13 protein-coding genes are annotated in these 15672 nt (G+C 70.3%); all 13 read right to left on the bottom strand.

The features are described from left to right. Positions 1-62: 62 nt before the first annotated feature. Positions 63-701, bottom strand: coding sequence for a hypothetical protein (locus tag VF584_00270; GenBank protein HEX8208586.1), 639 nt, complete (start codon positions 699-701; stop codon positions 63-65). 5 nt (positions 702-706) lie between these two features. Beyond that, positions 707-1507 (bottom strand): hypothetical protein, encoded by an 801-nt coding sequence (locus tag VF584_00265; GenBank protein HEX8208585.1) that lies wholly within the window; start codon positions 1505-1507, stop codon positions 707-709. Between the two features lie 3 nt (positions 1508-1510). Continuing rightward, positions 1511-3748: a bifunctional (p)ppGpp synthetase/guanosine-3',5'-bis(diphosphate) 3'-pyrophosphohydrolase gene (locus VF584_00260; GenBank protein HEX8208584.1), complete on the bottom strand. Its 2238-nt coding sequence runs from the start codon at positions 3746-3748 to the stop codon at positions 1511-1513. Between the two features lie 109 nt (positions 3749-3857). Beyond that, positions 3858-4607, bottom strand: coding sequence for a DNA repair protein RadC (radC, locus tag VF584_00255; GenBank protein ID HEX8208583.1), 750 nt, complete (start codon positions 4605-4607; stop codon positions 3858-3860). A gap of 526 nt (positions 4608-5133) precedes the next feature. Continuing rightward, positions 5134-8334: a preprotein translocase subunit SecA gene (gene secA, locus VF584_00250; protein ID HEX8208582.1), complete on the bottom strand. Its 3201-nt coding sequence runs from the start codon at positions 8332-8334 to the stop codon at positions 5134-5136. A gap of 18 nt (positions 8335-8352) precedes the next feature. Continuing rightward, positions 8353-8934 carry a nicotinate-nucleotide adenylyltransferase gene (gene nadD / locus VF584_00245; protein HEX8208581.1) on the bottom strand — a complete coding sequence of 194 codons (582 nt, stop codon included), beginning with the start codon at positions 8932-8934 and terminating at the stop codon, positions 8353-8355. Between the two features lie 16 nt (positions 8935-8950). Beyond that, entirely contained in the window at positions 8951-9691 is a 741-nt protein-coding gene (gene bamD, locus VF584_00240; protein HEX8208580.1) for an outer membrane protein assembly factor BamD, read from the bottom strand. 32 nt (positions 9692-9723) lie between these two features. Beyond that, entirely contained in the window at positions 9724-10479 is a 756-nt protein-coding gene (locus VF584_00235) for a tetratricopeptide repeat protein (protein ID HEX8208579.1), read from the bottom strand. 193 nt (positions 10480-10672) lie between these two features. Next, entirely contained in the window at positions 10673-11806 is a 1134-nt protein-coding gene (locus VF584_00230) for a nucleotidyltransferase family protein (GenBank protein ID HEX8208578.1), read from the bottom strand. A 52-nt stretch (positions 11807-11858) separates the two neighbouring features. Next, positions 11859-12230 (bottom strand): cupin domain-containing protein, encoded by a 372-nt coding sequence (locus tag VF584_00225; GenBank protein ID HEX8208577.1) that lies wholly within the window; start codon positions 12228-12230, stop codon positions 11859-11861. A gap of 93 nt (positions 12231-12323) precedes the next feature. Further along, the gene (locus VF584_00220) at positions 12324-13292 is read right to left on the bottom strand and encodes a GDP-mannose 4,6-dehydratase (GenBank protein HEX8208576.1); all 969 of its coding nucleotides are present in this window, start codon (positions 13290-13292) and stop codon (positions 12324-12326) included. 11 nt (positions 13293-13303) lie between these two features. Continuing rightward, positions 13304-14263: a UDP-glucuronic acid decarboxylase family protein gene (locus VF584_00215; protein HEX8208575.1), complete on the bottom strand. Its 960-nt coding sequence runs from the start codon at positions 14261-14263 to the stop codon at positions 13304-13306. 10 nt (positions 14264-14273) lie between these two features. Continuing rightward, positions 14274-15638, bottom strand: coding sequence for a UDP-glucose/GDP-mannose dehydrogenase family protein (locus tag VF584_00210; GenBank protein HEX8208574.1), 1365 nt, complete (start codon positions 15636-15638; stop codon positions 14274-14276). Between the last annotated feature and the right edge of the window lie 34 nt (positions 15639-15672).

The raw sequence follows: 15672 nt of genomic DNA, 5'->3' as shown, positions 1-15672 counted from the left end.
AAGACCCTCGCCGGATTCTACAAGCGAAAAAGCCCGGCGGAATCGCTCCGCCGGGCCAGGCATCACCTTACGAAGATCGGCGTGCTTTCGGGGTGGTGCTCCGGTGCGTCGGAGCCCGGCAGCCATACCCGTAGGCGGTTCCAGATGTGCAACAGGCATCCGAAGTCCTCCAGTCCCGCTACTCCGGAATCGAAAAGAACATAGAGCGCCTTCTCGGCATGGTGGCACAACGCGCGCAGCTTCGTGAATACCTCCCGCAACCCGGAGCGGTCCACGCCGCTCAAGAAGCTGCCGACCAGGTAGTCGAACACCGGACCGAAGATCTGCTCGCGCCCTGACCCCTCTGGAGGTGCCAGAATGGTACCCGTGTAACCCCACCATACGACGCCGCCGCGGGCCATCACTTCTCCGAGACCCGTGCTCGTGTGGCATGCGTAGGCGAGCACCCTGCGACCCTCCAGTAGCGAGGCGTCGTGCGCATCCAACGCGACAGCGGAATCCTGCGCCGCGAGCGTGCCCTCGGTCCCATGCGAAAACGCGAGCACTCCGTCGTCCCCCTCGCCTGCGCTCACCGCGTCGAGCAGGTTCGTTCGAGTGGCGTTGTGCCTCAGGAGTACGACGGTTGCCTCGTCAGCAAACCGCTCCGCGAGGCGGCAGGTCGCGTCCGTGGCATCGTCGTAGGCGGGCGCAAAGAGGATCATCCGCGCTAACGCTGCGCTTGACGGGCGAGGAGGTCACGTGAGATCCGCAGCAGATCCGAGGCGAACTCCCTTCCTAGATCGGTCCCGGAGTCCAGATGCCGCATCATCTCGCGCGCGGTGATTCGGCTTCCATCGATAGTGCGGTAGATCACAGTGTCCTCGGACGTGACCTCCGCGAGCAGGCTCGACAGCGTCTCCCGGGCGAACCCGCGAGACTGCGCACGGTCAAGGTACGACGTGTCTGCGCCCATGATCTCACCTATGCCTTTGAGGAACGCACGCAGCGAAGGCGAACGGGCGCTGGCCGTAGCGACATCCATGTGTTCGATCACGAGGAGCGCCATCCGAACGTTCCTGCGCATGCGCAGCGCGTGAGGCTCGTCCTTCTCGCCGAAAACGAAGTCGGGCAGGCCGTCCTCGTGCTTCAGCTTCAATGCCTTTCCAACGGCCTCCGGATCGGCGAGCAGCCATGCCTCAACGGACGGAACCGCGGAAAAAACAGGGACGCACGGCCTCCCAAGCCTTTGGGTCGCATGCTCTACCGCATCCGGAACGTTGATCTGATCCGAATCCACCAACGCCGCCACTCTAGCGCCGCCGAATTCACGGGAGGGCACCACCAGAAGTTTTTTCAAGGCCTGGACGCCGCCCGCCTGTGCTATGAGGAGCCGGTCCACCGGGTACCCGGCACGCCCCAGCAGAGCGGGTACGACGGCGGCGTCGAACGCGCCTTCCACGTACAAGACCAGTTCGGGTTCTACCTGAGATTCGGGGCTGATCACCCGCTCCACCGCCGATTCGCGCATTCGCTACGCCTCCGCTGAGTCGTTGTCGCCCGCCAGCTCCATCTGCTCGCGGCGCTCCACCTTGATGACGCCCTTCACCTTGCGCACGGCGTTGATGACGCGGGTGAGGTGCGTGAGGTTCTCGACTTCCACCACGAACTGGCCATGCATCCCGTGCTCGTCGGCGGTGATGTCGGCGCTCTTGATGTTGGTGTTGGTGGACGAGATGGTGCTCGCGATGTCCGCGAAGAGGCCGCGCCGGTCCGTGCCCTCCATCACCAGCCGCACGAAGAAACGGTCGCCGGCCACCGTCTCCCACTCGATCTCGGTGCGGCGCTCCGGGTGGTCGCGGAGCTGCAGGATGTTGGGGCAGTCGATGCGGTGCACCGAGATGCCGCGGCCGCGCGTGACGTAGCCCGTCACCTTGTCGCCCGGCACCGGCTGGCAGCACTGGGAGTAGCGCACCATCAGGTTGTCGATCCCCTGGATCTTGACCCCCTGCCCGCGCTCCGGCTCCGCGCCGCGCACGCGCGACACGAGGCGCTCGAAGGCGGTGGGCGGGCGCACGGGCGCGGCCTCCACCGTCTCCGGCCACAGCTCGCGGATGACGGTGCTCGGGCCCAGGTCGCCGCGGCCCAGGGCGGCGAAGAGGTGGTCCGAGTCGGCGAACTCCAGCTTCTTCGCCACCTCGGCGAAGCGGTCGTCGCCCACCTTCTCGCGGCGCGACTTGCGGATCTCGCGCTCAATGAACTCGCGGCCCAGCCGCACCGAGGAGCCGAACTCCTCTTCCTTGATCCACTGCCGGATCTTGTTGCGCGCGCGCGCCGTCTTCACGAACGCCAGCCAGTCGCGCGAGGGGCGCTGCTTCTGGTCGGTAAGCACCTCCACCGTGTCGCCGTTCTTCAACTCGCGCGAGAGCGGAACGATCTTGCCGTTGATCTTGGCCCCGTTGCAGCGCAGGCCCACCTGCGTGTGCACCGCGAAGGCGAAGTCGATGGGCGTGGCCCCCTTGGGGAGCTGCTTCACGTCGCCCATGGGGGTGAAGACGAAGATCTCGTCCTGGAACAGGTCGATGCGGAGGAACTCCATGAACTCCTCCGGCTCGCGCGTCTCCTGCTGCCACTCCAGCACCTGCCGGAACCAGGAGAGCGTCGAGTCCACGTCGTCGCCGCCGCGCGGACCCTCCTTGTACTTCCAGTGCGCCGCGATCCCGTACTCCGCCGTGCGGTGCATCTCGCGCGTGCGGATCTGGATCTCGTACAGCCGCCCACCCGGACCGAAGATGGTGGTGTGGAGCGAGCGGTACATGTTGGACTTGGGCGTGGCGATGTAGTCGTGGAACCGCTCGGTGAGCGGCGTCCAGCGGTTGTGGATCACCCCCAGCGCGTGGTAGCAGTCCGTCACCGTGTCCACGATGACGCGCACCGCCATCAGGTCGTAGATCTCCTCGTAGCTCTTCTCGCGCAGCGCCATCTTGCGCCGGATCGACCAGAGGTGCTTGGGCCGACCGGTGACCTCGCACTCGATCCCCGCGGCGCGCAGGTCGCCCTCCAGCGGCTCCCTCATCTGCTCGATCAGCTCTTCGCGCTCGCGCCGCTTCTCGGCCACCTTGGTGGCGAGCTCCTTGTACGGCTCGGGCTCCAGGAACTTGAAGCAGAGGTCTTCCAGCTCCCACTTGATGTGCGCCACCCCCAGCCGGTGCGCGAGCGGCGCGTAGATCTCGCGCGTCTCCTGCGCGATGCGGCGGCGCTTCTCCTCTCGCAGGTGCTCCAGCGTGCGCATGTTGTGGAGGCGGTCGGCCAGCTTCACCAGGATGACGCGGGCGTCCTGCGCCATGCTCAGCAGCAGCTTGCGGAAGTTCTCCACCTGCTGCTCGGTGCTGGTGCGGAACTGCACCTTGCTGATCTTGGTGAGCCCGTCCACCACCGTGGCCACCTCGGCCCCGAAGGCGTCGTTCACGTCCTGCAGTGTGGCGGAGGTGTCTTCCACCACGTCGTGGATCAGCCCGCTGGCGATGGTCACCGAGTCCAGGTGAAGGTCGGCCAGGATGCGGGCCACCTCCACGCAGTGGACGATGTAGTCCTCGCCGGAATGGCGCTTCTGCCCGGCGTGCGCGACGCCCGAGAACTCGTAGGCGCGCGTGATCCGGTCCAGGTCCAGCCGGTCCAGCGACGGCTCCAGCGACGCGAACAGCTCCGGCGGCAGGATGGCGCGCGCGTGCTCGACCGCGTCCTCGCGGGCGGGGAGGAGGGAGGCGGCCACGGCGCTACCCTCGGGCGGCGGGCGGGCGCGCGCCGGCCGCCGCCGCGCGAACTCGCGCGGCGAAGGTACGGGCCGGCCTGCGGGGGACGAGAGTAGTCATGCAATCAATCTACACCATGGGGGAAGCCCTCGCGCCATCCAGTATCCCGCTCTCCACGAACGAGACGTAGCGCCCCTCCCCCACGACCACGTGGTCGAGCACGGGAATCCCCAGCAGCTCCCCCGCTTCGGCGAGCTGCACGGTCACCGCCCGGTCCTCGGCGGAGGGGGTGGGCTCGCCGCTGGGATGGTTGTGCACCAGGATGATCGACGCAGCCGATTCCGCCAGCGCGGGTCGGAAGACCTCGCGCGGGTGCACCAGCGACGCGTCGAGTGTGCCGCGCGTCACCACCACGTCGCGGAGCACCTGGTTCTGCGTGTTGAGGAGGAGGACGTGGAACTCCTCCTGCGGCAGGTCGCGCATCACCAGCCGCATCCTCTCGTACACGTCGCGCGGGGACGCGATCCGGTCGCGCTCGCCCCGTACCTCCTCGGTGGCGCGACGGCCCAGCTCCATGGCGGCCAGGATCTTGGCCGCCTTCGCCGGCCCGATCCCGTAGACCTCGCATATGGCGCTGGGCGGCGCCGTGAGGATGCGCCGCAGCGACTCGTGGCCGCTCCCGCCCTGCGCGGTCCAGCGGAGCAGGTCGCCGGCCAGGTCCAGCGCGGTCTTGGCGGCCCTTCCCTCCTGCGCGGGCCTTCCGGTCTCGATCAGCAGCGCCAGCAGCTCCCTGGACGCGAGCGCCCGCGGCCCCAGCATGCGCAGGCGCTCGCGCGGCTGGTCGGCGGTGGGCCATTCCTTGATGGTGTAGGTCGTCACGGCGGGGGACGGGGAATGGGGAATGGGGAATGGGGAATGGGTGGGCCGGGAGCGGGGCAGGCACCGCGGGCCCCCACCCCGCTCGTTCCTCGCTGCCCCTGCCCCAAAACAACCTGGGGGAGGGGCGCCGAGGCGTGCATCGGTTTGGGGCGGCGCGGCTCGGCGCGGCGGATGGCACGGGCAGCCACTTGGGGCGGCCCCTACGGGTTTCGGTGTGGTGCGACGGCGGTGGAGCGAGGGTCGGGCACGGGCGCGATGAATCGCGCCCCTACCGGATCTGCGTATCCCGCGCGGCATTCTCCCCCTCACCCGCCCTGCGCCCCCGCAGGCGGGGGGAGGGGCTGGAGGGGGGGCCGCCCCCGCCACCCCAACATCACACCCCACCCCCCGCCGCAGAAGCCCCTCCGCAAAACCGGTCCGCGCGGCGCCCCCAAACGCGCGCCCCCGCACCCAAAAACGGTCGCGGGGGCGGAGCCGATGCCGGCCCCGCCCCCGCTTGCTGTCCCTATTCCCTATTCCCCGCAGTTCACCCGTTCCGCCCGTGGCAGTTCTTGTACTTCTTCCCGCTCCCGCACGGACACGGCTCGTTCCGCCCCACGGTGCTGGTGGCCGGAGTGGGGCGCACGGCACCCGCTTCCTCGCGGTTGGTGCGCAGTTCCGAGGACTCCGGGGCGAGCTGCGCGTACGGGTTCACCCCCAGCAGCGGCGCGCGGCGCGGAGGCGGCGCCGGGGCCGGCTCCGGCGCGGGGGGCGGCGGGGCCATCCCCGCATCCTCCATCAGCTCCTCCTCCGTCCCCTGCGGGAAGCCGAAGAAGCCCATGGGGGGCTCCTCCATCGCCGGGGCGAGCTGGGCGCGGAAGGTGAAGCGCGACACCGAGCCGTAGAGGTCCTTCATCAGGTCCTCGAACATGTCGAACGCTTCCTTCTTGTACTCCACCAGCGGATCTTTCTGGCCCCACCCGCGGAAGCCGATCGACGCCTTGAGGTGGTCCAGATCGTACAGGTGGTCCTTCCACTTCTCGTCGATGGTGGAGAGCACCACGAAGCGCAGCACCGCGTCCGTGGCCTCGCCGAAGCGCTCCAGCTTCTCCTCGAAGGCGGCGCGGGCGGCGTCCATCACGTACTCGTTCAGCTCCTCGCGGCCGCGGAAGTCGTGGCCAGCGCCCTCCTCGGCAGGAAGGCGGTCGGGGCTCATCCCGAAGTCGAGGAGGAAGCGCTGGCGGAGCGCGTGCAGCTCCCACTGCTCCGGGTCGCCGCTGGCGTACTCGTCCAGCACCACGGGGAGCGCGTGCTCCACCATGTCCCACACCTCGGCGCGCAGCTCGTCGCCGCCCTCCAGGGCAAAGGTGCGCAGGTCGTAGATGACCTCGCGCTGCTGGTTCATGACGTCGTCATAGTCCAGCAGCCGCTTGCGCGCCTCGAAGTTCTGCATCTCCACGCGCTTCTGCGCGCCGCCGATGGAGTTGGTGATCCACGGGTGCGTGATCACCTCCCCTTCCTCGGCCCCCATGCGGTCCATGATGGACGCGATGCGGTCGGAGCCGAAGAGACGCATCAGGTCGTCTTCCAGGGAGAGGAAGAACTGCGACGCGCCCGGGTCGCCCTGGCGGCCGGCGCGGCCGCGGAGCTGGCGGTCGATGCGCCGGCTCTCGTGCCGCTCCGAGCCTATGATGTGCAGGCCGCCCATCTCGGTGACCGGCTTCCCCTCCGCGTCCGTCGCCTGGCGCGGCTCGGTGACGCCCTTGCCGAGCTTGATGTCGGTGCCGCGCCCGGCCATGTTCGTGGCGATGGTGACGGCGCCCGGCTGCCCCGCCAGCGACACGATCTCGGCCTCGCGCTGGTGGTACTTGGCGTTCAGCACCTCGTGCGGTACCCCGCCCCGCTTCAGCATGCGCGACAGCGTCTCGCTGGTGTCCACGCTCACCGTGCCCACCAGCACCGGGATCTCCAGGGCGTGCAGGCGGCGAACCTCCTCCACGATGGCGTTCAGCTTCTCGCGCTTGGTCTTGTAGACCAGGTCGTGGCGGTCGTCGCGCACGATGGGACGGTTGGTGGGGATCACCATCACGTCCAGCCCGTAGATCTGGTGGAACTCCCCTTCCTCGGTCTCCGCGGTGCCCGTCATTCCGCAGAGCTTGTCGTACATGCGGAAGTAGTTCTGGATGGTGATGGTGGCCAGCGTCTGCGTCTCGGCCTTCACCGACACGCCCTCCTTGGCCTCCACCGCCTGGTGCAGCCCGTCTGACCAGCGCCGGCCCGCCATCATGCGGCCGGTGAACTCGTCCACGATCATCACCTGCCCGTCCTGGATGACGTACTGCTCGTCCTTGTTGAAGAGGGCGTACGCCTTGAGGAGCTGATGGATGACGTGGATCTTCTCGCTCTTCTCCGCGTACTCGCGCTCCAGCTCGTCCACGCGGGCACGGCGCTCGTCCACGCTCAGCCCTTCCTCCAGCTCCACCCGGTGCACCTCCTCGGAGATGTCGGGAACGATGAAGGCGTCGTGCTCGTTGGGCGCCAGCACGTCGAGCCCCTGGTCGGTCAGGTGCACGTTGTGCCCCTTCTCGTCCATGGAGAAGAGGAGGTTCTCCTCCAGCTCGTGGACGCGCTTCTCCATCATGTAGTCGCGCTCCACCTTGCCGATGATCTTCACCAGCCCGGGGTCGTCGGCCAGCATCTTCTGGAGGCGCTTGTTCTTGGGCGCGCCGCGCCGGGCCAGGAAGAGCTTCTCCCCCGCCCCGTACGTGTCGCCGGCCGCGATGTTCTGCTCGGCCTGGGCGATGAAGTCGTTGACCAGGCGGTTCTGGCGGCGGTACAGGTCGGCCACCGACGGGTTGTAGCGCGCATACGCCGCGTTCGTCTCGTTCCCCACGGGGCCCGAGATGATCAGCGGGGTGCGCGCCTCGTCGATGAGCACCGAGTCCACCTCGTCGACGATGGCGTACGCGTGGTGGCGCTGCACCCGCTGGTCCAGCGAGTGCACCATGTTGTCGCGCAGGTAGTCGAAGCCGAACTCGTTGTTGGTGCCGTACGTGATGTCGGCGTGGTACGCGGCGCGGCGCTCGGGGGTGTTGGGCTCATGGAGGTCGATGCACCCCACCGTGAGGCCCAGGAAGCCGTACAGGTGCCCCATCCACTCCGCGTCGCGCTGCGCCAGGTACGAGTTGACCGTAACCAGGTGCGCGCCGCGGCCGGTGAGCGCGTTGAGGTACAGGGGGAGGGTGGCTACGAGGGTCTTCCCTTCGCCGGTGGCCATCTCCGCCACCTTGCCCTGGTGCAGCGTGATGCCGCCGATGAGCTGCACGTCGTAGTGCACCATGTCCCAGGTGATCGGCTGCCCGGTCACCAGCACCTCGGTGCCCACCAGCCGCGCGGCCGCGGCCTTGACGGTGGCGAACGCCTCGGGGAGGATCTCGTCGAGGACGCCTTCCAGCGCCTCCTTGCGCCGCTCCTCCGCCTCGCCGATGCGCTGGGCGATCCCCTCGCGTTCGGCGGCGGCGAGGGTCGCGCGCTTCTCCTCGCGCAGCTCCGCCAGCTCGGCCTCCACCTCGGCGACGGCTTCGCGGATCTGGGCGCGGAAGCGCTCGGTCTGCCCGCGCAGCTCCTCGTCCGAAAGGCCCTGCAGCCGCTCGAACTCCTCGTTGATCTGCTCGATGATGGGGGCCAGCCGCTTCAGCTCGCGCTGGTGGCGGGTGCCGAACAGGGCCTGGACGATGGTCTTCAACATGACGTTCCCTTCGCGTTACTAACGGGGAAGCTCCCGGTACAACCCGCGGCGCTCGACCAGCGCGCGGACCGCATCGGGAACCAGATATCGAATCGTTTCTCCGGCCGCGGCGCGCCGGCGCACTTCGGTTGCCGACACGTCCACACGCGTAACCGCCACGTAAGTGGCGGGGATGGGCGCGTCCGGCGGCACTCCCGCGCCGTCCCTGGAGAGGACGGCCACGCGGGCCAGCCGCAGGATCTCGCCCGGCTCCCTCCACCCGGGGATCTCGCGCAGGTTGTCCGCGCCGATCAGCAGCACCAGCTCGTCGCCGGGGTGGCGAGCCGCGAGCTCGCGCAGCGTGTCCACCGTGTACGACGGCCCGGCGCGGCGCAGCTCCACGTCGTCGGCCTCGAAGCGGGGGTCGCCCTCGACGGCGGCCCTCACCATCTCCAGCCGCGCCTCGGCGGAGGCCTGCACGCTGGCCAGCTTGTGCGGCGGCACGGCCGAGGGGATCCAGAGGACGCGGCCAAGCCCCAGCGCCTCGCACGCATCGGAGGCGACCACGAGGTGCCCCAGGTGCGGCGGGTCAAAGGTCCCGCCGAAGACCCCAATGCGCATTCCGCCGGGGGCGCCGCTACGCCGGCGGAAGGGTGCGCGCTTCGGGGCTCTGCGGATAGCTCTGCCGCAGCCGGGCGCGGGTCTCCTGCGCCTCTTCCTTGTACCCCACGCGGTCGTACGCCAGCGCCATCTGCAGCAGCGCCTGCGGTGCGGTAGGCGTGTCCGGGTACTCGGTGGCCGCGCGCTGAAAGTAGATCACCGATGCGTCGAAGGCGCCGCGGCGGAAGTACCACATCCCGGCGTCGAACGACTTGCGGGCCAGCTTGTCGCGCAGCTCCGCCACCCAGAGGCGCACCCGGTCCGAGCGGGCGGTCTGCCCGTAGTACTCCACGTACGAGCCGCAGTACAGCAGCGCCGTCTCGGTGTTCTCCTGGTCCAGCGCCGTCTTCGGCGACAGGGTGCGGTACGCCTCGCACACGCCGAAGCGCGCGTCTTCCTGGCGCGGGGTGGCGGGGTACTCCGTCACGATGCGCAGAAAGGTGGTGGCCGCCATCAGGTGCTCGTCCGTCTCCATGCGCGCGCGTCCCAGGGCGTACAGCCCTTCGGGGAGGCGCGGGTCGCCGGCCGAGGCGTCCACCCACGTCTGCAGCAGCTCCGCGGCGCGGCCGAAGCGGCGTGCCTCGTACGCGGCCATCCCGCGCTGGTACGCGGTCTCGGGAGTGAGCGGGGGCGGGGAGCGGAACAGCGAGCATCCCGCGGTGGAAAGCGCCAGGACCAGGGCCAGCGGCGCGCAGCGTGTAAGTAGCTTGGGTCTCATGGGTGCCGGTACCCCGATGGGCGGGGCATTGTTCAACGGTCGTTGACGGAAGTCTGCGTGCGCCCAGCGGCGCCCTCGCGCTGCCGTTCCAGCATCCCCAGGTACGACGACACCTGGGCGTTGCCGGGGTTCTGCTCCAGCGTCCGGCGCCACTCCGCCCCGGCTTCCTCCACCCGGCCGGCGCGGTACAGCGCAAGCCCCAGGTTGGCGCGCGCGGCGGCGAAGGAGGGGCGGGCTTCCACCACGCCGCGCAGCTCGGCCACCGCTTCGTCGTGCCGACCCACCTCAACGAGAAGGCGGCCCAGCTTGTTTCGGATATCCAGGAACTGGGGGCGCAGCACCAGCGCCTTGCGGTACTCGGCCATCGCCTCTTCCACCCCGCCGGCGTCGGCGTACAGGTCGCCGAGGTCCTGGTGCAGGTTGGCCAGCCGCGCCGCCGCCGCGCTGGAAAAGCGCCCGCCGGACTTCTCCTCGTCCGCCCCCGCCGCGTGGGCGAACGACTCGCGCGCCTCCTCGGTGCGGCCCAGGTCGTTGAGCGTGATGGCGCGGTTGAGGTGCGCCTCCACGTACCCGGGGTTCAGCTCCGTGGCCCGCCCGAACGCTTCCAGCGCCTCGTCCGTGCGCCCCACCAGCGAAAGGCAGAGCCCCATCAGGTTCTGCACGTCCGGGAACTCGGGGTGCCGCTCCGCCACCAGCTGCAGGTCGGCCAGGGCGGCGAGGTAGGCGTTGCGCGCGTATGCTTCTTTGGCGCGCGCCAGGAGCTGCTCCGTCGTGGCTTCGGGGGCCATCGATCCTCCGCTGGGGGATGGGCGCGAAACCGGGGGAAGATAGGCCCTCCCCCGGCCCGCGAGCAAGGCGCCGCGCGCGTACGGTTGGAGAAAAGCATCACACAGAGGGCACGGAGGGAACTGAAAGGCCACAGAAAAAACCTTTTTGCGGTTCTCTCTGTGGCTCTGTGTCTCCGTGTGAGCCATGCAGTTGCTATCCCGCGCGCCGCACGGCGCGGGCGGCGGCGCGGGCGGCGGCGGCGCCCACCGGGTACAGCGCCCACTCCGGGCCCAGCCGGATGGCGAGCCGCGCCAGACGCTCCACGCGCGGCACGCGGCGCCGCATCCAGGCGAGTAGGGAGTAGCCGGAGGGGAGGTCCAGCGTGGCGCTCCCCTGGTCGCAGGGGAAGCCGCCGCGGCGCGCGACGCCGGCGATGATGGAGCGCCCCAGCACGATGCGCAGCGTCTCGTGCGCCGGGGTGCGCTCCATCCACCCCACCGCCACGTACCTCCCCGCGGCGTCCAGGCGAAAGGGGTCCGCGGGCGCTCCCTCGCGGCGGCGGAGCCCCTCGGCCATCTCCAGCACGCGGCGGAACAGCTCCGGACGCCAGTGCTCCGCCGTCCAGCGGTCCACCTCGCGGCGGTCGTCCGGCCCGCAGGCGTCCATGGCGTCGGCAAGGACGAGGAGGTCGCGCAGGGCGCCCCGCCGCTCCGCGTGCTGCTCGGTGGCGTGGTGGAGGACGTACCAGAGGTGGTCCGCCGGGTGGAGGACGCACAGCCCCGGCAGCGAGGGCGCCGGCACCAGGCGCCGCTCCGGCGCTCCGTGCGTCCCCGGGATGGAGGTGTGGACCTCGACGGGGAGCGAGTCCTCCGTGGCGCGCAGCCGCAGGGCGTGGGCCCCCGGCGCGCCCACGGCGCGGTAGCCCAGGCGGTCGATCTCCTCCGCCAGCACCGCGGCCTCCGGGGCGCTCGCGTAGACGTCCACGTCCGACAGGTCGGGGGCGCCGCGGCGCAGCACCGCCACCGCGCCCTTCATCACCGCCACCGTGAGCCCCCGCCGCCGCGCGATCGCCCGGATCTGGTGCAGCGCGGCCCGCGCGGAGAGCACGCGCTGGAGCTCGGCCATGCGCGCGCCGCGCAGCACCGCCGCGTGTTCGTCGGTGGGGGCCAGCGCGCCCAGCGCGTCCGCCAGGGGGATCGCCATCCGCTCCACGCGCAGGAAGAGGCCCCACGCGGCGGGGGAGGCCGGGGGGAGCGGCGGAGGTGCGCCGGGGGCCCCGAGCACGTGCAGCGCCCAGGCGCGGAGCCGCAGGGCCCCGTCCACGGCGGACTCGGCGGAGGGTGTCATGGATGGACCGGGTGGCATCCCCGCGGCGGGGGCGGCGCGCCCGGCGGCGCGCTCAGCCCCGGCCGTAGCGGTCTTCCAGGCGGATGACGTCGTCCAGCTCGGGGGTGCTGACCTCCAGGATCACCGCATCCTCCAGCGCCTCGATGCGGTGCACGTCGCCGGGGCGCACGGTGATGCACTGGCCCGGCTCCATCTCGAAGTCGACGCCGTTGAAGTGGTACAGCAGGCGCCCGGACTGCAGGTACATCGTCTCCTGCTTGCGCTCGTGCTTCTGCAGCGAGAGCGCGTGGCCGCGGGTGACCTCGAGGATCTTGCCGGCGTAGCGTTCTTCGTGCGCGTACCACACTTCGCGCCCCCAGGGCTTGTCGACGATCTTGGGTGTGGTGAGGGGAACTGCGTTGGTGTGCACGGTTGCCTCTGTCATGGAAGTATCGGTCTTGAATCAGTTGCAGTCGCGCCGGCCGGGGTGCCGCCCCCGCCGGCATGGCGGCGCGGCGCCCTTCGGCCGGCGTTTCGGTCAGATCCCGGCGGGGGCCTGCCCGCTCCGGAACCACTCCACGAAGCGGGGGATCCCCTCCTCGATTCGAACGCGCGGAGTATAACCCAGCAGGGCCCGCGCGCGCGAGATGTCGGCGTAGGTCCGCTCCACGTCTCCCGGCTGGGCGGGGAGGCGGTGCAGCGCGGGTGTCACCCCCATCGCCTCGCCCAGCAGCTCCACCAGCCGCACCAGCGGCACCGTGTCGCTCTCGCCCAGGTTGAACACCTCGAACGACGCATCGCGCGCCGCGGCGTAGGCGATGGCGCCCTCGATCCCCTGCACGACGTCGTCGACGTAGGTGTAGTCGCGCCGCGTGGAGCCGTCGCCGAAGAAGGGGATCGGCTCCCCCGCCGCCATCAGCCGCGCGAACTTGTGGATCGCCAGGTCGGGCCGCTGCCGCGGGCCGTACACGGTAAAGAAGCGCAGGCACACCACCGCCAGCCCGTGCAGGTGCGCGTAGGCATGGCAGAGCAGCTCGCCCGCGCGCTTGCTGGCCGCGTACGGCGAGATGGGGGTGGCCGCGGGCTCGTCCTCGCGAAAGGGCACGGCCGGCGTGTCGCCGTACACGCTGGACGACGAGCCGAAGACGAACGGCTTCACCCCCAACCGGCGCGCCAGCTCCAGCATGGCGACGGTCCCCTCCACGTTGACCTGCGTGTAGAGCACGGGGTCTTCGATGGAGGGCCGCACCCCCGCGCGGGCCGCCAGGTGCACGATCGCGCCGACTCCCGCGCCCGCGAGCTCGCGCTCCAGCCCGGCCAGGTCGCGGATGTCGCCCTCCACCAGCCGGAAGCGCGGCGACCGGGCCAGCGCGGCCGCGGTCCCGCGCTTGATCGCCGGGTCGTAGAAGCTGTCGAAGCTGTCGACGCACACCACTTCGTCGCCGCGGTCCAGCAGGCGCTGGCAGAGGTGGCCGCCGATGAAGCCGGCGCCACCGGTCACGAGCACCTTCACGCGTCCTACAGGGTGCGGACCGCCATCGCTCCCGCTTCCACCACGCCGCGGAAGTAGGGGATGGTGCGGCGGAGCCCTTCCTCCAGGTCCACCGTGGGCTCCCACCCCAGCACCGCGCGCGCCACCGTGATGTCCGGCTTGCGCACCTTGGGGTCGTCCTGCGGCAGCGGGTGCCACGCGATGGCGGACGCGCTCTCCGTTTGCGCCAGCACCCGGTCCGCCAGCTCGCGCACGGTGAACTCGCCGGGGTTGCCGATGTTGGTGGGCTCCGCACGGTCGCTGTGGAAGAGCCGGTAGATCCCCTCCACCAGGTCGTCCACGTAGGTGAAGGAGCGCGTCTGGCTGCCGTCGCCGTACACGGAGAGCGAGTCGCCGCGCAGCGCCTGCACGATGAAATTGGAGACGACGCGCCCGTCCTCGGGGCGCATGCGCGGGCCGTACGTGTTGAAGATGCGCACGATGCGCGTCTCCACCCCGTGGAAGCGGTGGTACGCCATCGTCATCGCCTCGGCGAAGCGCTTGGCCTCGTCGTACACCCCGCGCGGCCCCACCGGGTTCACGTTCCCCCAGTACGTCTCCGGCTGCGGGTGCTCCAGCGGGTCGCCGTACACCTCGCTGGTGGAGGCCAGAAGGAAGCGCGCCCCCTTGGCCTTGGCCAGCCCCAGCGCCTTGTGCGTCCCCAGCGACCCCACCTTGAGCGTCTGGATCGGCATCTCCAGGTAGTCCACCGGCGAGGCGGGCGAGGCGAAGTGCAGCACTCCGTCCAGCGGCCCGTCCACCTCGATGTGCTCGGTGACGTCCTGCTCGATGAAGGAGAAGTCGTCGCGCCCGTCCAGATGCGCCAGGTTCTCAGGGCGCCCGGTGAGGTAGTTGTCCACCCCCACCACCTGGTGCCCCTCGGCCAGGAAGCGGTCGCACAGGTGCGAGCCCAGGAAGCCCGCCGCGCCGGTGATCAGGATGCGCATCGCCGGCTCCTCAGGCGCTGGCGGCAGCCGGCGCCGCCGCGGGGGTGGACGCGGGGCGGCCGATCGACTGGTAGCGGAAGCCCATGGCGGCCATGCGCGCCGGGTCCCACAGGTTGCGCCCGTCGAAGACCACCGGCTCGCCCAGGGTGGAGCGGATGCGGTCGAAGTCCGGCGTGCGGTACGGGCCCCACTCGGTCAGCACCAGCAGCGCGTCGGCCCCGTTGAGGCAGTCGTAGTTGTGCTCGCACAGGGAGAGCGCCCCCGTGGCGATCAGGTCCGCGAAGTAGCGCCCCGCCTCGTGCCGCGCCTCTGGGTCGTGCGCGCTCACCGTGGCGCCGCGCTCGCACAGCCCGCGCACCACCGTGAGGCTGGGCGCCTCGCGCATGTCGTCCGTCTCGGGCTTGAACGAGAGCCCCCACACGGCGAAGCGGCGGCCGGTGAGATCCTCGCCATACTGGGCCACCACGCGCTCCAGCAGCACCCGCTTCTGCGACGCGTTGACCTGCTCCACCCCTTCCAGGATCGCCGCGTCCACCCCGGTCTCGCGCAGGGTGTGCACCAGCGCCTTGACGTCCTTGGGGAAGCAGGAGCCGCCGTAGCCGATCCCCGCGAAGAGGAACCCGGGCCCGATGCGCTCGTCCGTGCCGATCCCCTTTCGCACGTGGCTCACGTCCGCGCCCACCGCCTCGCACAGCCCGGCGATGGTGTTCATGAAGGAGATGCGGGTGGCCAGCATGGCGTTGGCCGCGTACTTGGTGATCTCGGCGGACGCGATGTCCATGAAGAGCACCGGGTTGCCCGAGCGCACGTACGGCGCGTACAGCTCCGCCAGGCGGGCGCGCGCGTGCTCCGAGTCCACGCCGACCACCACGCGGTCCGGGCGCATGAAGTCCTGCACCGCGGCGCCTTCCTTGAGGAACTCCGGGTTGGAGCAGACGTGGAAGGGGCGCGCGGTGTGGCGGGCGATCGCCTCCCTCACCTTGTTGGCCGTTCCCACGGGCACGGTGCTCTTGGTGATGACGATCTTCTCCGGCCCGTCCGCCGGCATGTTGCGGCCGATGGTCTCGGCCACGGCCAGCACGTGCTGCAGGTCAGCCGAGCCATCCTCGCCCGGAGGGGTGCCCACGGCGATGAAGATCACCTCGGCCGCCGCCGCCGCGCCGGGCACGTCGGTGGTGAAGGTGAGGCGGCCCTCCTTGAGGTTCCGCTCCACGAGCGGCTCCAGGCCGGGCTCGTAGATGGGGATCTCGCCGTTGTTCAGCCGGTCGATCTTCCCCGCGTCGATGTCGCAGCAGACCACGTCGTTGCCCGTCTCGGCGAGGCACGCGCCGGCCACCAGGCCCACATAACCCGTTCCAACCACTGCGATATGCATGAAATCCCGAGGTCTTGAGAATTCACCTGTCCGC

The organism is Longimicrobium sp. (assembly GCA_036389135.1).
In the GTDB taxonomy this organism is placed as follows: Bacteria; Gemmatimonadota; Gemmatimonadetes; order Longimicrobiales; family Longimicrobiaceae; genus Longimicrobium.
This window is presented reverse-complemented; position numbering and strand designations above follow the sequence as displayed.

Bases quoted from the DNA above. Each gene is read 5' to 3' on its own strand.
- VF584_00270 (HEX8208586.1), bottom strand. From the start codon at position 701: ATGATCCTCTTTGCGCCCGCCTACGACGATGCCACGGACGCGACCTGC.
- VF584_00265 (HEX8208585.1), bottom strand. From the start codon at position 1,507: ATGCGCGAATCGGCGGTGGAGCGGGTGATCAGCCCCGAATCTCAGGTA.
- secA (HEX8208582.1), bottom strand. From the start codon at position 8,334: ATGTTGAAGACCATCGTCCAGGCCCTGTTCGGCACCCGCCACCAGCGC.
- nadD (HEX8208581.1), bottom strand. From the start codon at position 8,934: ATGCGCATTGGGGTCTTCGGCGGGACCTTTGACCCGCCGCACCTGGGG.
- bamD (HEX8208580.1), bottom strand. From the start codon at position 9,691: ATGAGACCCAAGCTACTTACACGCTGCGCGCCGCTGGCCCTGGTCCTG.
- VF584_00235 (HEX8208579.1), bottom strand. From the start codon at position 10,479: ATGGCCCCCGAAGCCACGACGGAGCAGCTCCTGGCGCGCGCCAAAGAA.
- VF584_00230 (HEX8208578.1), bottom strand. From the start codon at position 11,806: ATGACACCCTCCGCCGAGTCCGCCGTGGACGGGGCCCTGCGGCTCCGC.
- VF584_00225 (HEX8208577.1), bottom strand. From the start codon at position 12,230: ATGACAGAGGCAACCGTGCACACCAACGCAGTTCCCCTCACCACACCC.
- VF584_00215 (HEX8208575.1), bottom strand. From the start codon at position 14,263: ATGCGCATCCTGATCACCGGCGCGGCGGGCTTCCTGGGCTCGCACCTG.
- VF584_00210 (HEX8208574.1), bottom strand. From the start codon at position 15,638: ATGCATATCGCAGTGGTTGGAACGGGTTATGTGGGCCTGGTGGCCGGC.